At 64.5% G+C, this 19,751-nt stretch carries 17 protein-coding genes and 1 pseudogene; 9 read left to right on the forward strand and 9 right to left on the reverse strand.

Features of this window, described 5'->3' with window-relative positions; genetic code table 11:
- The 3 genes and pseudogenes from WS89_RS33870 to WS89_RS18825 form a co-directional block, all read left to right on the forward strand.
- Positions 1 to 110, forward strand: a pseudogene (locus WS89_RS33870) (3-hydroxybutyrate dehydrogenase); the annotation flags it as partial.
- A 126-nt stretch (positions 111 to 236) separates the two neighbouring features.
- Complete coding sequence (locus WS89_RS18820) at positions 237 to 1,454, forward strand: patatin-like phospholipase family protein (protein WP_059499619.1); 1,218 nt, start codon at positions 237 to 239, stop codon at positions 1,452 to 1,454.
- A gap of 60 nt (positions 1,455 to 1,514) precedes the next feature.
- Entirely contained in the window at positions 1,515 to 1,979 is a 465-nt protein-coding gene (locus WS89_RS18825) for a hypothetical protein (RefSeq protein ID WP_059786260.1), read from the forward strand.
- Positions 1,980 to 2,020: 41 nt separating this feature from the next.
- On the opposite strand, the gene WS89_RS18830 is transcribed toward WS89_RS18825, so the two are convergent.
- Positions 2,021 to 2,905 (reverse strand): LysR family transcriptional regulator, encoded by an 885-nt coding sequence (locus WS89_RS18830; protein ID WP_059792624.1) that lies wholly within the window; start codon positions 2,903 to 2,905, stop codon positions 2,021 to 2,023.
- Positions 2,906 to 3,026: 121 nt separating this feature from the next.
- Between WS89_RS18830 and argC the strand changes: the two genes are divergently transcribed.
- A complete protein-coding gene (gene argC, locus WS89_RS18835; protein WP_059792627.1) occupies positions 3,027 to 3,968 on the forward strand; it encodes an N-acetyl-gamma-glutamyl-phosphate reductase in 942 nt (313 codons plus the stop codon).
- 65 nt (positions 3,969 to 4,033) lie between these two features.
- Here argC and WS89_RS18840 read toward each other — a convergent pair whose 3' ends face one another.
- On the reverse strand, positions 4,034 to 4,957 hold the full coding sequence (locus WS89_RS18840; RefSeq protein WP_034205801.1) for a LysR substrate-binding domain-containing protein: 924 nt from the start codon (positions 4,955 to 4,957) through the stop codon (positions 4,034 to 4,036).
- Positions 4,958 to 5,072: 115 nt separating this feature from the next.
- Between WS89_RS18840 and WS89_RS18845 the strand changes: the two genes are divergently transcribed.
- Entirely contained in the window at positions 5,073 to 6,158 is a 1,086-nt protein-coding gene (locus tag WS89_RS18845; RefSeq protein WP_059792629.1) for a tartrate dehydrogenase, read from the forward strand.
- A 473-nt stretch (positions 6,159 to 6,631) separates the two neighbouring features.
- Here WS89_RS18845 and WS89_RS18850 read toward each other — a convergent pair whose 3' ends face one another.
- The 4 genes from WS89_RS18850 to WS89_RS18865 form a co-directional block, all read right to left on the reverse strand.
- Entirely contained in the window at positions 6,632 to 7,111 is a 480-nt protein-coding gene (locus tag WS89_RS18850; protein WP_059792631.1) for a nuclear transport factor 2 family protein, read from the reverse strand.
- A gap of 63 nt (positions 7,112 to 7,174) precedes the next feature.
- A complete protein-coding gene (locus tag WS89_RS18855) occupies positions 7,175 to 7,780 on the reverse strand; it encodes a TetR/AcrR family transcriptional regulator (RefSeq protein ID WP_059792635.1) in 606 nt (201 codons plus the stop codon).
- Between the two features lie 546 nt (positions 7,781 to 8,326).
- Complete coding sequence (gene tdh / locus WS89_RS18860; RefSeq protein WP_059792637.1) at positions 8,327 to 9,355, reverse strand: L-threonine 3-dehydrogenase; 1,029 nt, start codon at positions 9,353 to 9,355, stop codon at positions 8,327 to 8,329.
- 13 nt (positions 9,356 to 9,368) lie between these two features.
- Positions 9,369 to 10,568, reverse strand: a complete 1,200-nt coding sequence (locus WS89_RS18865) for a glycine C-acetyltransferase (protein ID WP_059499611.1) — start codon at positions 10,566 to 10,568, stop codon at positions 9,369 to 9,371.
- Between the two features lie 158 nt (positions 10,569 to 10,726).
- Between WS89_RS18865 and WS89_RS18870 the strand changes: the two genes are divergently transcribed.
- The 3 genes from WS89_RS18870 (at position 10,727) to WS89_RS18880 (ending at position 12,979) form a co-directional block, all read left to right on the forward strand.
- On the forward strand, positions 10,727 to 11,338 hold the full coding sequence (locus WS89_RS18870) for a helix-turn-helix domain-containing protein (protein ID WP_034205807.1): 612 nt from the start codon (positions 10,727 to 10,729) through the stop codon (positions 11,336 to 11,338).
- A gap of 141 nt (positions 11,339 to 11,479) precedes the next feature.
- Positions 11,480 to 11,857, forward strand: a complete 378-nt coding sequence (locus WS89_RS18875; protein ID WP_059499609.1) for a DUF2471 family protein — start codon at positions 11,480 to 11,482, stop codon at positions 11,855 to 11,857.
- 102 nt (positions 11,858 to 11,959) lie between these two features.
- Entirely contained in the window at positions 11,960 to 12,979 is a 1,020-nt protein-coding gene (locus WS89_RS18880) for a tyrosine-type recombinase/integrase (RefSeq protein ID WP_059792639.1), read from the forward strand.
- A gap of 135 nt (positions 12,980 to 13,114) precedes the next feature.
- Here WS89_RS18880 and WS89_RS18885 read toward each other — a convergent pair whose 3' ends face one another.
- On the reverse strand, positions 13,115 to 14,296 hold the full coding sequence (locus WS89_RS18885; protein ID WP_059792641.1) for a DNA-binding protein: 1,182 nt from the start codon (positions 14,294 to 14,296) through the stop codon (positions 13,115 to 13,117).
- A 1,821-nt stretch (positions 14,297 to 16,117) separates the two neighbouring features.
- On the opposite strand from WS89_RS18885, the gene WS89_RS18890 reads away from it, so the two are divergent.
- Positions 16,118 to 17,485 carry a replication initiation protein gene (locus WS89_RS18890; protein ID WP_034205810.1) on the forward strand — a complete coding sequence of 456 codons (1,368 nt, stop codon included), beginning with the start codon at positions 16,118 to 16,120 and terminating at the stop codon, positions 17,483 to 17,485.
- Positions 17,486 to 17,573: 88 nt separating this feature from the next.
- Here the strand turns inward: WS89_RS18890 and WS89_RS18895 are convergent, their stop codons facing one another.
- Entirely contained in the window at positions 17,574 to 18,635 is a 1,062-nt protein-coding gene (locus WS89_RS18895; protein WP_034205811.1) for a ParB/RepB/Spo0J family partition protein, read from the reverse strand.
- Between the two features lie 23 nt (positions 18,636 to 18,658).
- On the reverse strand, positions 18,659 to 19,321 hold the full coding sequence (parA, locus tag WS89_RS18900; protein WP_006480195.1) for a ParA family partition ATPase: 663 nt from the start codon (positions 19,319 to 19,321) through the stop codon (positions 18,659 to 18,661).
- Positions 19,322 to 19,751 lie beyond the last annotated feature (430 nt).

Below are 19,751 nucleotides of genomic sequence, written 5' to 3' on the forward strand. Positions count from 1 at the left end.
TCACGACGGTGCAGGATGTCGCGCAGACGGTGCTGTTCCTGTCGGCATTCCCGAGCGCTGCGCTCACGGGCCAGTCGTTCATCGTCAGCCACGGCTGGTTCATGCAGTAACGCCGGCGCTTTCCCGGCGGCAGGCGCGTTTCCGCGCCGCCGCCATTCTTGCGATGGCGTGCCGTCGTCGACCGACGCCACGCCATCCATCACCGCCGTCCACGGCGGGATTTCTCGGAGCAACTGATGAAACCGCACGCGCGTACAGAAAAGCAGGCCGTCGATGCGGCGGACCTGCACCACGAAGCCGGTGCGCCGGCCGCTGCGCGGTCGCTGCCGTACGAAACGATCGCGCTCGTCCTGCAAGGCGGCGGCGCGCTCGGCGCGTATCAGGCCGGCGTATTCGAAGGGCTGCACGAAGCAGGCATTCCGCTCGACTGGATCGCCGGCATCTCGATCGGCGCGCTCAACACCGCGCTGATCGCCGGCAACGCGCCCGAGCATCGCGTCGAGCGCCTGCGCGAATTCTGGGAAACGATCTGCCAGCCGGCGTTCTTTCCGGCGATTCCGGCCGCGTTCGAATTCGCGCTGTTCAACAGCATCGATCAGGTCCGCACGTTCTTCACCGCGTCGCAGGCCGCCAGCGCGATGATGCAGGGCCAGCAGGGCTTTTTCGTGCCGCGCTTTCCGCCGCCGCTGCCCGGAGTGTCCGATCATCCGGAAAAAATCAGCTGGTACGACACGTCGGCGCTGCGCACGACGCTGCTGAAACTGTGTGACTTCGACCGGATCAATTCGGGCGAGACGCGCGTGTCGGTCGGCGCCGTCAACGTCGGCACCGGCAACTTCGTGTACTTCGACAACTCGCGCATCCGTCTCGCGCCCGAGCATTTCATGGCGTCCGGTGCGTTGCCGCCCGCATTCCCGCCCGTCGAGATCGACGGCGAGTACTACTGGGACGGCGGCGTCGTGTCGAACACGCCGCTGATGGAAGTGCTCCGCGCCCGGCCGCGTCGCGACACGCTCGCGTTCCAGGTCGATCTGTGGAGCGCGCGCGGGCCGCTGCCGCGCACGATGGCCGACGTCGCCGAGCGCACGAAGGACGTGCAGTATTCGAGCCGCACGCGTTTCGTCACCGATACGCTGCAGCGCGAACAGCGCTACCGCAACGTGCTGCGTCACGTGCTCGACCAAGTGCCGGAAGAGCAGCGCAAGAACGACCCGTGGTGCGTCGAGGCCGAAGAGATGTCGAGCGGGAAGAAGTACAACATCCAGCATCTGATCTATCAGCAGAAAGCGTACGAGCATCACTACAAGGACTATCAGTTCGGTCTGTCGACGATGCGCGACCACTGGTCTGCCGGTCTCGACGACATCCGCAAGACGCTCGCGGTGAAGGACGGCCTCGCGCTGCCCGTCAACGACGCGGGCTTCGTCACGCACGACATTCACCGCCGCCGGTAATGCCGCGTGCAACGGGCCGGCGCGCCGCATGCGCCGGCCCGTCCTCCTTTCCGATTCGACATGCCGATCTTCATTGCGCTATTCGCGCTCATCGCCCTGGGATGGGGCGCCGTTCACCTGTTCCACGTCATCGCCGCGCAGTTCGGCCAGCCGGTCGCGATCGCGGCCGCCGTGCTGGCCGCCGCGCTCCTGATCGCACTGATCGCGTGGTGGCTCAAGCGCCGTCGCGACATCGCACCGAACACGAAGGAACAAGGCTGGACGCATATCGTGCATCGCGCGTGGGGCGAGTTGCGCGTGTCCGCGACGCAAGGGCTGCTGTGGCTGTCGCATGACGGCGCGGACGGCCGCTATACGCTGTCGCAGCTCGACGGTTGCGAGGCCGCACCGATCGACGGCCGCTGGCATCTCGTCGTGCGCGTGCGCGACGCCGTGCGCGGTGAATGGAAGCTGCCGATGATGGACAAGCGCGATGCGCAGCGCTGGGCGCGCGTGCTGATGCTCGCGAAGGACAACCGGCTCTGAACGCGCGTTCGGGTCGCACGGCCCGGCCGCGCGACGGCCCGCTATCGCGCGCCGAGCGCCCGCAGCGCATCGAGCACGTGCTGCGTCGCCCGTTCGACCGGGCCGGCTCGATGAGCAATCCCCAGCTCGCGCCACAACGCCGGGCGTAACGGCCGCATGACGATGCGCGCATCCGGCAACGGGGCGCCCGCCTCGTGCGGCAGCAGCGTCGCGCCGTAACCTGCGGCGACCAGGCTCTTGATCGCATCGTTGTAGTTGAGCGCGATCCGCGGCTCGGGCCGGTGGCCGCCGAGCGCGAACCATTCGGTCGTGAGCCGCGACAGGCGCGTCGTCGCATCGTTGAGAATCAGCGGCCGCGCGGCCAGATACGCCGGCGTCACCCGGGCCGGAAGCGGCCAGTCCGCGGGCAGGAAAGCCATCACCGGATCGCGGCGCCATGGGCGGATCGTCAGCCCCGCGACCGGCGCTTGCGGCAGCGCGACCAACCCGACATCGAGCGTGCCTTGTGCAATGCGCGACAGCGTGTCGTGCGACGTGAGCACCGCGATCTGCACATCGATATCCGGATGCTTCGCACGCAATCCGGCCACCGCCTGCGGCAACAGATGCGCGATCGCCCCGGTGGATGCGCCGAGGCGTACACGCCCGGTCAACCCCTGCACCTGTCGCTGCACGTCGTCCAGCGTGGATTCGACTTCTGCCAGCAGACGCCGCGCCCGCTCCACCAGCACTTCACCGATCACGGAGGGGCGCACGTTGCCGCGGGTGCGCGACAGCAGCGGCGCGCCGACGCGGCTTTCGAGCTCGGCAACATGCAGGCTGACGGTCGGCGGAGCAAGATGAAGCCATTGCGCCGCCGCCACGAAGGAGCCCTGGTCCGCGATCGCGACCAGCGTACGCAGGCGGTCCAGACTGATTTCGCGCATCACACACCTCTCGTTCAGGAAAGCTGAATCGGACGGTCAGTAAATTCAACTTTTCCTATTCTAGGCTTTCGGTGGACGATACGGCTTCCCCCGACGACCGAACGCGACGAACACGACCATCATGAGCTTCCCCACTGTCTTCATCGACGGCGACCAGGGCACGACCGGGTTGCAGATTCACGCGCGTCTGCGCGACCGCAGCGACGTGCGGCTGCTCACGCTTCCCGCCGCCGAACGCAAGGACCCCGCGCGGCGCGCCGACGCACTCAACGCGTGCGATATCGCCATCCTGTGCTTGCCCGACGCGGCCGCGCGCGAAGCGGTCGGCTTCATCCGGAATCCGGCGGTACGCGTGATCGACGCCAGTTCAGCGCATCGCACGCAGCCCGAATGGGTCTACGGCTTTCCCGAGATGGCCGACGGACAGGCGCGACACATTGCGCAGGCCAAGCGCGTGACCAATCCGGGCTGCTATCCGACGGGCGCGATCGGCCTGCTTCGCCCGCTGCTGCAAGCCGGGCTGCTGCCGCGCGACTACCCGGTGAGCATCCATGCGGTGTCCGGTTACTCGGGCGGCGGGAGGGCCGCCGTCGATGCATTCGAATCGGGCGACGCCGCCGCACGCGCGTTGCCGCTGCAGGTCTACGGCCTCGCACTCGAGCACAAGCACGTGCCCGAGATCCGGCAACACGCGGGGCTCGCACACCGCCCGTTCTTCGTGCCGGCCTACGGTGCCTATCGGCAAGGCATCGTGCTCACCATCCCGATCGAGCTGCGCCTGCTTCCGGCCGGGGTGACGGGCGAGCGGTTGCATGCCTGTCTCGCGCATCACTACGCGGATGCGCGTCACGTCGACGTGATGCCGCTCGCGGACGCACGCGCGGCAACGCATCTCGATCCGCAAGCGTTGAACGGCACCAATGATCTGCGGCTCGGCGTGTTCGTCAACGCAGACGGCACCCAGGTGCTGCTGTCCGCCGTGTTCGACAATCTCGGCAAAGGGGCATCCGGCGCCGCCGTGCAGAATCTCGACTTGATGCTCGGCGCGCGACACGCGGCGTGACGCGCCCGCAGGCATCGTCGACGGTGCCTGCGCACGCCCCCGTAAAAGCTCACCTTTAGCCGGTTTCAGGCCGTATCGTCACCCGCGGCGGCATCCAGGCCGGCCAACGCCTCCACCAGAAAATCCACACACACGCGCACCTTCGCCGACGCCGCGACGCGTTCCGGATACACGGCCCAGATGTTCGCGGGCTGGATCGCATCGGGCAGTACGCGACACAATGCGCCGCCCTCGATCAGCGGCCGGGCCTCCCAGATCGAGCGCAGCACGATGCCGCGCCCGGCCAGCGCCCATTGCACGGCCACCTCGCCATGGTTCGTCGACAGCGCGCCGCCGACCTTCACCGTAGCCGTTTCGCCGCGCACGTTCAGTCGCCATACGCCGAACGGATGATCGCGCTCCTTGATCGCGAGACAGTCGTGCGAGGCCAGATCCGCGAGCGAGCGCGGCGTCCCGCGGCGGGCGAGATAGTCGGGCGACGCGCACAGCACGCGATGGTTCGCGGCAAGGCGGCGCGCGATCAGGTGATCGGCGATTTCGTCGCCGATGCGCACGTCGAGGTCGTAGCCCTCGCCGGCAACATCGACGAGCCGGTCGAACAGATCGAGCCGCACGTTCAGTTGCGGATAACGCGCGCTGAAGTCGAGCAGCGCCGGCGCGACGACGTGCCGGCCGAAGCCGAAGCTGCTCGACATGCGCAGCGTGCCGCGCGGCACCGTGCGCGTGGTCGACACGTCCTCGACGAGATGATCGACGTCGTCGAGAATCTTTTCGGCGCGCGCGAGCACGCGTTCGCCGGCTTCGGTGACCGTCATGCGGCGTGTCGACCGATGCAGCAGGCGCGTGCCGAGCTGCGCCTCGAGCATCGCGACGCGCTTGCTGACGTACGCGGGCGACACCGCGAGCTGTTCGGCGGCCGCGCTGAAGCTCGCGAGGCGGACGACCACGCTGAACACGCGCAGGTCGTCGAGGTTCGGCGATTTATTCACGATTCGTGGAAAGTCGATTAACTTTTGCGCGATTTTAATCCATATGGAAATAAATAGAATGACGTGACGGGCCGCTGCCTTCCCGGCAGCCGGCCGAACAGCCAAGGAGATTTGCATGACCGACAGGACTTACAGGATTGCCGTGATCCCCGGCGACGGCATCGGCCGCGAAGTGATGCCCGAGGGCGTGCGCGTGCTCGACGCCGTGACCGCGCGCTTCGGCGTGCGTTTCGACTTCGTCGAGATCGACTGGGCGAGCTGCGACTACTACGCGCAGCACGGCACGATGATGCCGGACGACTGGAAAGCGCAACTGTCGGGCATGGACGCGATCCTGTTCGGCGCGGTCGGCTGGCCGGCGACGGTGCCCGATCATATTTCGCTGTGGGGCTCGCTGCTGAAATTCCGCCGCGAATTCGACCAGTACATCAACCTGCGGCCCGCGCGCCTGTTCGACGGCGTACCGTCGCCGCTCGCCGGCCGCCGCGCGGGCGACATCGATTTCATGATCGTGCGCGAGAACACCGAGGGCGAATATTCGTCGGTCGGCGGCACGATGTTCGAAGGCACCGAGCGCGAAGTCGTGATGCAGCAGTCGATCTTCACGCGGCACGGCACCGAGCGCGTGCTGAAATTCGCGTTCGAGCTCGCGCAGCGGCGCGCGAAGCGCGTCACCGTCGCGACGAAAAGCAACGGCATCGCGATCAGCATGCCGTGGTGGGATGCGCGCGCGGCCGAGATGGCCGAACGCTATCCGGAGATCGCGGTCGACAAGCAGCACATCGACATCCTGTGTGCGCGGTTCGTCCTGCAGCCGGACCGCTTCGACGTCGTCGTCGCGTCGAACCTGTTCGGCGACATCCTGTCGGATCTCGGGCCGGCCTGTACGGGGACGATCGGCATCGCGCCGTCGGCGAACCTGAACCCCGACCGTACGTTCCCGTCGCTGTTCGAACCCGTGCACGGTTCGGCGCCCGACATCGCGGGGCAGTACATCGCGAACCCGATCGCGATGATCTGGTCGGCCGCGATGATGCTCGACTTCCTCGGTAACGGCACGGGCCGCGAACGCGACGCGCACGATGCGATCGTCGCCGCGATCGAGGACGTGCTGCGCACGGGGCCGCGTACGCGCGATCTCGGCGGCAACGCCGGCACGCAGGAAGTGGGCGAGGCGATCGCCGCGCGGATTGCGGGTTGAGTGAGGGTCGTGCCCGGCGTTCGCGCCGGGCTGCGCTGCGCTCAAGCATCCGTCTGCGGTGAGCGACACGCGATGCGGTTACGCACTTGTGCGGACTCCACAGTTGCGTCGGCGGTAAAGTCGAGCGGTGAGCAACGACACATCGCAACGCGCACGGCTCGTGCGGTTTTCCTTGAAAAGTCGAAAGACGATCCGATCGGTGAGTTGCACGTCGCGCTCGCACACACCGATCGTCGATGCACGATCGCTTCGGCGCGATCGGTGAGATGCATCGCGCAGGGAAGCACACCGCAGTACTTCGACGCATGCCTCGCTTTACTCATGCGATGTCGCGTCGATCTGTTCAATGCACACAGCTCGACGCGACATTTCACCTCGTCCCGAAAAATCTCACCTTCAGCGGCCAGCTCCCGAATTTCCTCACCATTGAACCCGGCCGATGCGTTCGCCGATCCGTTGAACGTGTACGAGCATCACAGCCCGAGGTCGGACAACCCCGGATGATCGTCCGGACGACGGCCGAGCGGCCAGTGATAAAGACGGTCCGCCTCGCGAATCGGCAGATCATTGATGCTCGCGTGACGATGCGCCATCAGGCCGTTTTCATCGAACTCCCAGTTCTCGTTGCCGTACGAACGGAACCAGTTGCCCGCGTCGTCATGCCACTCGTACGCAAAGCGCACCGCGATGCGGTTGCCGCCGAACGCCCACAGCTCCTTGATCAGCCGGTAGTCGAGTTCGCGCGTCCACTTTCGCTGCAGCAGCCCGACGATCTCGTCGCGGCCCATCACGAACTCCGCGCGATTGCGCCAGCGGCTTTGCGGCGTATAGGCGAGCGACACGCGTTGCGGGTCGCGCGTGTTCCACGCGTCCTCGGCGGCGCGCACCTTCTGGCGCGCCGTTTCGAGCGTGAAAGGCGGAACGGGCGGACGAACTTCGGGGGAGGCGGACATGGGTTGCTCCTGTTCAGGGTTCGGGCTGCGAATGCACACAGCCGGTTCGGATGCCTGCGTCGGCTACCGCGATACGGTATCGAGCAGCAGTTCAGCGGTCGCGCGCGCATCGCGCGCGGCGTTTGCATCGCCACTGACGAGCGCCACGCCGATCGCGCCGTCGATCAACACGAGCCACTGACGCGCGAGGCGTGCGAGCCCGCGGCGCTCGATGCCGGTTTCGTCGGCATGGACGTCGAAGCGCTCGCGCACGAACGCCAGCAGGCGTGCCTTGTGCATGCGGGCCACGACGCGCACGGGATCGTCGGCGTCGGGTATCTCGCCCGATGCATTCAGGAACGCGCAGCCGTGAAAGTCGGGCTGCCCGAACCAGTCGCGCAGCACGTCGAACATGCCGAGCAGTTGCGCGCGCGGCGTCTTGCCGCGCGCCAGCGTCGCGTCGACGAACCAGTGCATCCAGCGCTCGTCGCGACGTTCGAGCGCGGCGACCACCAGCGCCTCTTTCGATTCGAAATGCGAATAAAAGCTCTTTCGTGCCGCACCGGATCGCTTGACGATCGCATCGACACCGGTCGCATGGATGCCGCCTGAATAGATCAGCGCTTCGGCCGCGTCGAGCAGCCGGTCGCGAACGCCGGGTTCGCCGGCGGAATCGAGAGATGTGTTCATGGGTTTACGGTAGAACGATCGTTCTCCGCCGTCAATACCCGGATGAAAAGTCCCTGCTGGTGGGAGGGGCGAATCGTGCCCGACGCGCCGGCGCGTCATGTCGAGCCGGCGCGTCATGTCGAGCCTTCGGCCCGACACGAGCGGATCGAAGGGTGAACGGATCAGGTAGCGGCCTACGCACCGATCGAGGCCGATCGATGTGGATGGCATCGTGCATTAGTGAGTCGCGACGCTGCATGCGACTCACTGTCGATGTGCCGGATCGGCACGATATCGCACGCCAAGTAAAGCGGGGGAAGGTGTGGAAGGGGAGAAACGGGCGCCGAATGGCGTGACGGAAAGCAGCGACGCGTGTATCGACGGGTGAAACGAACATGCAATTGCACGTCACCGACGTGGGATCGCGTGGCGATTCGGCGCGCAAACACGGCTCCCGAATAATCTCACCTCAAGCGTTGAATCGCGCTTCCGAGGTTCGACGTGCGCGTACGAACGAACACGGGGCAGGCGGCGAACGCGCCGCGCTGCCCCGTCTCGACACGCGACTCAGACCGTCCAGTCGAGAATCACCTTGCCGCTTTCGCCGGACAGCATCGCGGCGAAGCCTTGCTCGTAATCGTCGGCCGCAAAGCGATGCGTGATGATCGGCGACAGGTCGAGGCCGCTTTGCAGCATCGCGACCATCTTGTACCAGGTCTCGAACATTTCGCGACCGTAGATGCCCTTGATCTCGAGCCCCTTGAAGATCACCTGATTCCAGTCGATCGCCGTCTGCGCGGGCGGGATGCCGAGCAGCGCCACCTTGCCGCCGTGGTTCATCGCCTCGAGCAGGCTCGTGAACGCGCTCGGCACGCCGGACATCTCGAGACCGACGTCGAAGCCTTCGGTCATGTGCAGGTCGGCCATCACGTCGCGCAGCGACTCGCGCGCGACGTTGACCGCGCGCGTCGCGCCCATCTTGCGCGCGAGCGCCAGCCGATAGTCGTTGATGTCGGTGATGACGATGTTGCGCGCGCCGACGTGCTTCGCGATCGCGACGGCCATGATGCCGATCGGGCCCGCGCCGGTGATCAGCACGTCTTCGCCGACGAGATTGAACGACAGCGCCGTATGCGTCGCGTTGCCGAACGGATCGAAGATCGACGCGAGATCGTCGGAAATCTCGGGCGGAATCTTGAACGCGTTGAACGCCGGAATCGCCAGGTATTCGGCGAACGCGCCTTCGCGGTTCACGCCGACGCCGACCGTGTTGCGGCACAGATGCCTGCGCCCGGCGCGACAGTTGCGGCAAAAACCGCAGGTGATGTGGCCTTCGCCGGACACGCGATCGCCGATCGCGAAACCGCGCACTTCCTGCCCCATCTCGACGATCTCGCCGACGTATTCGTGGCCGACATGCATCGGCACCGGAATCGTCTTCTGCGCCCAGTCGTCCCACTTCCAGATATGGATGTCGGTGCCGCAGATCGCCGTGCGACGGATCTTGATCAGCACGTCGTTGTGGCCGACTTCGGGGCGCTTCACGCGCGTGAGCGTGAGGCCGGGGCCGCGTTCGAGCTTTGCCAGTGCTTTCATGGTCGCGCCTCCGTCAGACGATGCCGAGCGACTTGCCGACGCGCACGAACGCGGCAACCGCCTGGTCGATCTGTTCGGGCGTATGCGCGGCGCTCATCTGCGTGCGGATGCGCGCCCGGCCGCGCGGCACGACGGGGAACGAGAAGCCGATCACGTAGACGCCCTCGCCGAGCAGCTTGTCGGCCATGTTCGTCGCGAGCTGCGCGTCGCCGAGCATCACCGGGATGATCGGATGCGCGCCGGGCACGAGCGTGAAGCCGGCTTCGGTCATCTGCTTGCGGAACCGCGCGCCGTTCTCGCGCACGCGCTCGCGCAGCTTCGCGCCCTCGTCGCTGCCGAGCAGTTCCAGCACCTTCAGCGACGCCGCGGCGATGCTCGGCGTGAGCGTGTTCGAGAACAGATATGGGCGCGAGCGCTGGCGCAGCAGCTCGATCACCTCGCGACGCGCGGCGACATAGCCGCCCGAGGCGCCGCCGAGCGCCTTGCCGAGCGTACCGGTGATGATGTCGACACGGCCTTCGACGCCGCAGTGTTCGGGCGTGCCGCGGCCGTGCGTGCCGATGAAGCCGACCGCATGCGAATCGTCGACCATCACGAGCGCGCCGTAACGATCGGCGAGATCGCAGATGCCTTTGAGGTCGGCGATGATGCCGTCCATCGAGAACACGCCGTCGGTCGCGATCAGCTTGTGGCGCGCGCCCGCGGCGTCGGCTTCCTTGAGCTTCGCCTCGAGGTCGGAAAGATCGTTGTTCTTGTAGCGCAGACGCTTCGCCTTGCACAGGCGAATGCCGTCGATGATGCTCGCGTGATTCAGCTCGTCGCTGATCACAGCGTCGTTCTCGTCGAGCAGCGTCTCGAACAGCCCGCCGTTCGCGTCGAAGCAGCTCGAATAGAGGATGCTGTCCTCGGTGCCGAGAAACGCGGCCAGCGCGCTTTCCAGTTGCTTGTGAACGGTTTGCGTGCCGCAGATGAAGCGCACCGATGCCATGCCGAAGCCGTCCTGGTCGAGGCCGGCTTTCGCCGCGTCGATCAGGCGCGGATCATTCGCCAGGCCCAGATAGTTGTTCGCGCAGAAATTGAGCACGCCGGCGCCGCCGGCGAGCCGCACGGCTGCCGCCTGGGGACTCGCGATCTCGCGCTCGGTCTTGTAAAAACCGTCCGCGCGGATCTGGTCGAGCGTCCCGCGCACCTGGGCGAGAAAGGCATCACGCATCGCAAAGCTCCTGACAGGGATTCGCATTCCGCAGCGCACGGCTCGTGGCGGCGCTGCGGCCTGCTACTGTTATAGTCGGTCGTTCGGTTGACCGCATTTATCCGATATTCCGAACTAGAATTCGAAATATCGAACAACTCTAAGCGAACGGAATTCAAATGGCAAGTTCCTCCGGATCGCGGCGCACGCGTGCCGACGCCGCCCCGCAGCCGCCGGCCGCGACCCCGCCGCGCGTGGGCGAGCAAATCCAGCGCCTGCGCAACGAACGCAAGCTGACGCTCGACGACCTGTCGCGCGCGGCCGGCGTATCGAAATCGATGCTCTCCGAGATCGAACGCGACAAGGCCAACCCGACGATCGCCGTCGCGTGGCGGCTGACGAACGCGCTCGGCATCACGCTCGACGAACTGTTCTCGCAGCCGAAGGCGCCCGAGACGATCCGCGTGGACGGCCCGCACGACATTCCGACGCTTGCGGGCCACGACGGCCGGTACCAGTTGCGCGTATGGGGCCCGATCGATCTCGCCGGCAAGTTCGAGTGGTACGAGCTGACGCTGCCGGGCGGCGGCGCACTGGTATCGAACGCGCACGAACCCGGCACGCGCGAGCACCTCACCGTGCTGCAGGGCGCGATGGAAATCGAAGCCGCCGCGGCCAGCCGGCGCCTGAAGGCGGGCGACACCGCGCGCTACCCGGCCGACGAGCCGCATGCGATCCGCAATCCCGGCAAGACCGAAGCACGGGCCTTGTTGATCGTGATACATCGCTGACGGCGCGTATAGCCGGCCAAAAGGCCAATCGCGGGCCAGTTGCGGAAAGTACTGTATGTTTGTACAGTAAACGGACATTCCGCCATGCAAGGGCCGGAGCTGGCGCACCGAGGCGCCCGCCCCGGTCGACAGGAGCCTGCAATGACAGAAGAACAAGACTTGGCCGCGCTCAGCTTCAAGGCTGCCGCGCACGACCTCGAATTGATCGTTCGCCATATCGCCGGACGCTACATCCGTCAGCGCGTGCCGCTGACGTGGCGCCTGCTGCACGCGATCGAAGCCGAAGCGCTCGCCGATCTCGGCTTCGCCAGCCGGCACGACGCTGGCATGCGTCAACTGTTCGAACGGCCGTCGGACATGACGTTTCCCGAGACGGACGATCCGATCGACTTCGGGCGCTCGAATGCGTTGCCCGCGGTCTTTTCATTCGCCGTTCTCGCTTACGAAGCCGCGGCAACGACGCACGATACCGCGCGTCCCGCGCGCGCTCACCGCCAATCCAAGGCGTGGGGCGACTGATGGCCCAGCCCCGGCCGCGGCGCACTGCGGCCGGCTCACCCGTTTGCCACCCGATACGTTGCGGAAAGGGCTACCATATACGCAACTAACGGAATTAATGCCATGTCCCTTCCCGCCTCTCCCGACACCACCGCCCCGCCGGAAGAAAAGGATCTGTTCGACCACGATGCGTCCGACTGGGTCGTCTCGCCCGAAACCGCGTTCGACGCGTGGCTGGCGATGCAGGACTATCGCCGCTCGTCGGCCGATGTCTATCGCGCGCAATGGGGCGCGTTTCTCGCGTGGATGCGTGCACATCAAAAGAACCTGGCGACGGTCGATACGCCGACCATCGCGAACTTCGTCGGCGAGTTGCCGATCAAGAAAACGCAGCGGATGCGCTATCTTCGGCTGATCGAGCGTGTGCTCGATCATGTCCGCCGCACCGAGTACGCATCGACCAACCCGGCCCGCTTCATTGCTCAGGATGGCGAAGCGAACTGGCGAAAGGCCCGCGACAACGAACCGACCGGTTTCCTCACGCCGGCGGAACGCGCGACGTTGCTCGCGTATCTGTTTTCGCCGATCGGCGTATCGGGTTCCGCGTACTGGAAGGAACGCCGTGATCGGGCGCTCGTCGCCGCGTTTCTCGGTGCCGGCATCAAAACCGGAGAAGCGCGCGCACTTACGATTAGTTGCATCAATACGAGCACGACGTCGCTGCGGATCGAGTCGACGCATCCGGATTACGCACGCGAAACCCATCTGGCTTCGTTCGCGATCGCCTTGCTCGAAGCCTGGCTCACCGAACGCAAACGCCAGCAGATTCCGGGGGAGCTCGTCTTCCCCGCATCGCATGCCGGGCGGCCGATGCACAAGGCGACGATGCTGCGCGCGATCGACGCGATCGTCGAATCGGCCGGGCTCACGTCGTCACGCACCGCGCGTGCAAGCCCGCAAACATTGCGCAATACCTACGCGGCCGAGCTGTTCGAACACGACGTGCCGCCCGAGCGCGTCGGCAAATGGCTGGGCTTCATGCGGCCGATCTCGTCGAATCGCCTGCATCGCGCATGGAAAAACTGGCGCGACGGGCTGGCCGACGGCAGCGGTGACGCATCCGACCGCGACGAAACTCACTGATCGGAAACGGCTGCTCACGCGAATCGATCCGTGAGCAGCCTTGCGTGGCGCAGCCTCACCCTTTCACAGCTCCCGAAAATCCTCACCGCGGGCTTCCCGGATCCTCTCACCTGTGCGGCGTTGCCGGCCTTCGGGTCAGGTATGCGCGAAACGCGCGGCGGCTTCGAAGCGGGACGGCCATGCGCCCGACGCGTGCTCGCACTCGGGGCACGTGACTTCGAAACCCTCGTCGCCATGTGACAGTTCCGGTTCGCCATCGCAATGCGGACACCGGGTCGGCGCCGGAATCTCGTGATCCAGCGAGGTGCCGATCGCGGCATACGCATCCGCATCCAGTTGTCCGGCGTCGGCCAGGCGCCGCAGCAGCTCGGCGATTTCCGGATTCATTCCTCGGTTCGCACGCAACGAGCTCATGTCGCGCGTTGCGCGGTCCAGTTCGTCGCTCTGGGCGCGCAACTGTTCTTCGAGCCGGTCGGCACGCGCCTTCGCCGAACTCAATTGCTGCAGGAAATCGAACTCCTTGCGCTGAACGTCGCGCAACCCGCTCTGGTAGGTCGACGCCATGCTGCGCAACGAGTCCAGTTCGACCAGCATCGGTTTGACACGGCGTTCGGCTTCGGCCACCGCATCCTTGATTTGCTGCGCGTAGTGCTCGGTGCGCTGCTGCAATTCGGCTTGCAGCGCATCGATGCGGTCGCGCAGCGCGGCATTCTGTGCCTGTTCGGCATCGATCCGGCTGGCAGCCGCGGCTAGTTCTTTTTCCAGTCGGGCGACTGTGGTGAGCAATGTGGCTTCGCTTGCCGAACCGTGGGTGGTTTGCGACGCGAGCTGCACCTCGAGTTCGGTCACCCGCGCCTGCAATTGCTCGTTTCTCGCTTCACCGCGCGCGAGCGCTCCCTCGAGCGTTTCCTGGCGGACGGTTGCGTCCCGCAATCGCTGCTCGGCGTCGGCGATGTCGGCGCGAACCTTTTCCCGGTCTCCATCGAGGCTGTCGCGCGCGGCTTTCAATGCCTCTTCGTAGAGCGCGCCGAGCAACGCGCCGGCCTTTTCCTCGACGGCTTTAGGTATCGCCGCGCCGTCGAGCCTGATTTTGGAGGCGGAACGGATGCGTTCCCAGAAATGGTCGATGTCTTTCGGGATGTCGCTGGCGCTGCCGGTCTGGGTGAGATCGCGGACGTTGGCGGCCGACGGCCGGATACCGAGATCGAAGAACAAGCGCTTGCACGCATGCAGCGACAATTCCTGGCGCCGCGCACCGCTTGCGCGCAGCACTTCCAGTTCTTCCCGAATGACTTGACGCATTTCGTCCAGGGTCATGGCAACACTCGCAGACAATGAATGTGGCAATCATAACGAAATACGTATCTATTGATACTTCTTTCGAGGGTCCGTTGTGAATTTACGTCGCTTTGCACAGAAATCGGGGTTCTGAGCCGATCCTGCCGAAGGTAGGCTGGAATTCCGTGAAACAAAGCGAAGAAAATCAGCCAAGCCCTTGTATTACAAGCGATTTCCAGCGAGCCCCGAATTTGGGCATTTGTTTCACATGACGACGAATCCGGTTGCCCGTGGGTGTTCAGGGGTTGGGGTGTCTGTGGAAAACTCGTCGGCCGATGTCTTGAGAGTATTAGAAGTAAACACCCTTGAACCCTTAGTTAAAAACGTTAACGCCACGGCACAGCCTTATGGGGCAAGACTTTCCGGCCGACAAGGTGAAGTTTTACGGGAGCCAAGGTGATCTTCTGCGGGAGCTGACGTGATGGGGTTCAGGGAGCTGCGTGAGCCGTTGCAGGAAAGGTCGTGAGCGGATTCGGGATCACAGTAAAACACGAGTTTTCCCAAAGGTGAGGGTTTTCGGGGCCGCACAGCCACGAAAGCCGCGCGGCGCCTGACTGCACGGTTTTCTGCCTGTGCAGACATAGGTGAGAATTTGCAGGACCTGCTTTGCGCCCCGATTCTGCCCATCTTTTGGGCAGATTTGGCGAAAGGTGAGGTTTCACGGGACTCCACGGGAATTTGCTGTGAGGATTTCCGGGAGGCGGACGCCATTTTGCACAGCAAAAGTGCTTTCCGGGGCCTGTGATGCCCCAAAGGTGAGGTTTTTCGGGAGGGAAATCCGGGTTTTCCTGCTCCGATCTCCTTAAGGTGAGCTTTTTCGGGGCGTCGGCCACAGGCCGTGACTTGGCTCACAGGTGAGGTTTTTCGGGAGTCGTATTTGCTGAAAAAATGGTCAAAGGTGAGGCTTTTCGGGACCTGTGACCGGCCCAATTCGCCGAAAAGCCCGCCAGGACTGGAAGAAATCTCGTTTTTTCTGTGCCACCTTTTGGCACAGGTGAGAATTTTCGGGAGGCGACATACGGGTGTCGTATGAAGGATCCGGGTCGAAAGGTGAGGGTTTTCGGGGGATCGCGGCGCTGCACAGCCAAATGCCTTCCATGCATAAGTATCGGAACGGATTGGGATTTTTGATACCGCGCCGGTTACGGTGAGGCTTTTCGGGAGCCATTTCCGTGCCCGCTGCTGTGCCGCATTTTTCCCGAAAGGTGAGCGTTTTCGGGAATGTTCGGCAGCCAGTCCCGCGTGTGTCGGGCCTTCGTCGCTATCCGGACGAATCAACATGCTGTGTCAAAGGTGAGCATTTTCGGGACCCGACACGATTCGTGCGCTGTACAATGCCCGCCCGGACTGGCCGAGTAACCGCTGATCGGGCCGCACGCGCCGGTTTCGCCGGCGGTTTTCCACGAGTCGAAGCCGAACCGATCTTCCGGCGGGCCGCGCCTGTACATGCATACAGGCCTATCTGCGGCGCTCGGGGAGGAACGGTGAGGTGCAATCGCGACCCTGTGTCGGACTCACGGCTGTGAAGTCGCAAAATTACGACAAATCGAAAGGTGAGCCGATACGGGAGCCAATTTCGCACGTGTCCTGCACAGGTGAAATTCTGTGAATCGGCGCATGCCGCGGCACGTCTGGAAGAGTCCGGAACGTTGCACTGGCGGACCGGTGAGCCTTTTCGGGAGCGGTTCGGGTGAGCGCCGTTTTGCCGGTGCGCTTCACCGGCTATGGTGAGCATGTCGTTCTGGACGCACATCACCGCAGGCGCTATCCTTCCGGGAAACTTCTCCTCCGACCCGACGTATGGCCACGACGAAGCGCGCCAAGAAAACCGATGTGGATGTGGTGAGTGCCAGTTCAGCCGAATTGCGAAAGGCCGTCGAGGCGATCGCCATTCAGCCGAAGAGCGGCAAGATCACGCTCCTCACTCGCAAGCTGTTCAATGTCCTGCTGGCCGTCGCGCAGCAGGCCGACGACTCGGGCGACACGTATCGCGCGCTGCTGTCGGACATCGTCGCCAACTCCGCTTTCGATTCGAACGACACCGCGTTGGTGAAGGAACACCTGCGCCGCATGGTGTCGGTGCAGGTCGAATGGAGCACGGGAACCTCGAGCCAGAAGCCGGGCCGCAAGTGGGGGATCTCCACGCTGATCGCCGATGCGGAAATTCTGGAGGATCCGACGACCCGCCGCGTGTGGGTCGAATTCTCGTTCGCACCGAAGATCAAGAAGAAACTGCTCGACCCGGTTCAGTATGCGCGCCTGAGCCTGCAGTTCCAGAGCCAGCTGCGCAGCAGCGCCGGCCTCGCGCTGTACGAGATCTGCGTGCGCTACCTGACGAACCCGAGCCACCTGACGATGCGCGAGCCGTGGGAATGGTGGCGGCCGATCCTGTCAGGCACGCCCGACACGGAAGCCGGCGACGAAGCGAAGCGCGAGTACAAGTACTTCAAGCGCGACTACCTGCGGCCCGCGATCGCGGAAGTCAACGCGGTCACCAACATCTTCGTCGAGCTGATCGAGCATCGCGAAGGGCGTCGGGTTGCCGAGATCCAGTTCCGCGTGACCGAACGCAAGCAGCCGATGCTCGCGCTCGACGAACACCCGAACGTGTTCGACAGCACGCTGGTCGACCGGATGGTGAAGCTCGGGATTCCGCTGAAGGAAGCGCAGACGCTCTATGCGGACAGCGAGGAAAACCGGATTCGCGCCGCACTGCAGATGACCGAGCAGCGGATGCGCAGCACGACGCTGCCGCCGGTACGCAGTGCGCCGGCGCTGTTCAAGGATGCGCTGAAGAAGGGGTATGCGCCGCCGGTCGAGTCGGTCGACGCGCTGCCGGCCGGCATGCCTTCCGCGAAGGTTGCGGCGGCGCAACCGGACGATCTGAAGGCGCGCTTGCTGAGCGAGTTCGCGGCGTTCCGTCGCAAGGAAGCGAAGGTGCTGTACGAGGAGCAGGGCGACGCGGAGCGCGAAGTGGCGCGCGAGTCGTTCGAATCGGAGGCATTGCCGACGATGGGCTCGCATCTGCGCGACGACTGGCGCAAACGCGGCCTCGATTCCAAGCTGGCCGAGACGGCCTTTTTCGACTGGCTCGCGCAGAAGACCTGGGGCGAGCCGACGGATGGCGATCTGCTGTCGTTCACGCTGAACCAGTCGCGGGCCGCTTGAGGCCCGCTCAGGCCCGCTGACGGGCCGCCGCCGGTCCTAGCCCTCGGGTGGGGCCGGCGTCCTCACCAGGCCCCGCCGGCCGCCTCCATCATTCCGACAACAGCATCCGCTCGAGCTGCTCGAGGATTGCGTCACGCTTGTCTTTCGGGAGGCCGCGCAGGCGCAGTTCGATGCGGTCTTCGCCATACGACTTCAGGTCGCCGACCGACTTGCCGCCGAGCTTGATCTCGAGACGCTGCGCATAGCGTTGACGGCCCGCGGCCTTCGGCGTCTCCTGTGCCGCGACGCGGCCCTTGACGATGTCCGACACCTGACGCGTGCTGAGATCGTCCGACACGATCTTGTTGATCAGCCGCAGCGTCGCCTCGGTGCCGCGCGCATTGTGATAGCGGCCAACCTGATACGCCATGTTCGACCCGAAGCGGTCGGGGCGCGCGACCATTTCCTGCATGATCGCTTCCGGCAACTTGCCGATCGACAGCGCGACGGCCACCGTCGACTCGTCGAGGCCCAGATGCTCGGAGAGTTCTTTCTGGCTCTGGAAATGCTTTTCGTCGAGGAAGCGGCGCCACACGACAGCGTTGTCGAACACCGTCTGCGAATCGCGCTGAACGTTGAGATCGTAGCCGAGCTTGTAGCTCTGGATGCCGATCGGCACGTCGATCACGATTGCCTTGACCGACTCCTTGTTCGCTTCCTTCAGCGCCCGCACGCGACGGCCGCCGTCGCTCACGAAATACGTGCCCGGATTGTCGTAATCGGGGATCACGTGAATCGCCTGCTGCTGCCCCTGCTTCGCGAGGTTGACCGCGAGTTCGGCAATCGACGACTTCAGGTAGAAGTGCCGCGGGTTGAACGGGCTGTGCTTGATCGCCTTCAGCGGCAGCTCGATCACCTGCCCCGGCGCATAGCGATTCTCGAGGCGCCACGCGCGATATTGCTGCGATTCGTCGATCGACGGATCGATCGTGAATTCCGGAGCAGGCGGCGGTGCGATGTCTTTCTTCGCGGATTTGGTCGGCGCCGCGGCGGGCGTCTCGGACTTGACGATGCCGTCGATCGCATTGAGGCGATCAAGCGCCGTGCGCTTCTCGCTCGTCGTGATATCCGGGCGCGCTTGGAATCCTTTGGCAAATTGGGAGGGTTTCATGTGACTCCTTTATGCGCATAAAGTCAGGGCAGCATGGCGACGATTTCGTCGGCACATGCGCGAATTTCGGCCGCGGCCAGCTTGCCGCCGCGATCGTTCATCTGCAGTACGGTCTGACCGAGCGCCATTGCTTGCTTGTACGCTTCCCGAGTCGGAATCTGCGTCTTCAGCAGCGGGAAGCCGAGCTCCTCGAGTGCACGCTTGAGCTCGCGGGTCAGCATGCGCTTCTCTTCGGTCTTGTTCAGCAGGAAGACCGCGCGGAGGTCTTCGTTCATCACCTGTGCCTGCTGAATCAGTTTGACCAGCCCGACGCTCGACCAGTAATCGGCCGGCGACGACGATGTCGGGATCACGGCAATCGATGCGGCCAGCAGGACGACGCCGGAGACTTTCTCGGTGATCGACGGCGGGCAGTCCACGACGATGATGTCGTAGTCGTTGATGAACTTCTTGATCTCGCGATGGATCTGGCCGTCGGCTTCGGCAAGATTGACGACCGGAAACGGGATGCCGTTGTCGCTGTCGCCGGATGCGCTCGACCAGTGAACCAGCGTGTTTTGACGGTCTGCGTCGATGACGAGGACGCGCTTCCCCTTTTCATGGAACGCGGCGCCGAGATGCATGGCAATCGTGCTTTTGCCGACGCCGCCTTTTTGTTGAGTGACTGCAATGATTTCCGCGGCCAATTTTCACTCCTGTTTGGGTCGTTGGAATTCTACAGGACGATATTTGAATTTCAATGAAATTGTCGTTCAACAACTACGCGTTGGCCATTCGGTCTATCGGTTTATGCGCATAAACGAGGCGGCGGCGATGGGTTGGCGCATTTAGGCGGTGTATTGGCGATCGAAAGGCGGATGCCGACGGGATGGACTGCTCGAGGTTGGGTCCTCACGGCTGCCACAGCGTCGGAGGGCTGTTCGTTGCGAAGATGTCTCGGCGCGCTGCCCTTTCGCTGGACGAGCTGCGTCGCCACCGAGCCGGGAGTTTGTGCGCATAAAGTCTGCGGCGGCCAGGACGAGCGACGCCGTCGTTAGAGCGTCCGGCATTCGCAAGTGAGAGGAGTGATTTGCGAGCCCGAGTCGAATGCGTGTCCACGACGGGCATCGTTGAGCG

Source organism: Burkholderia sp. MSMB1072 (assembly GCF_001524725.1).
GTDB lineage: Bacteria > Pseudomonadota > Gammaproteobacteria > Burkholderiales > Burkholderiaceae > Burkholderia.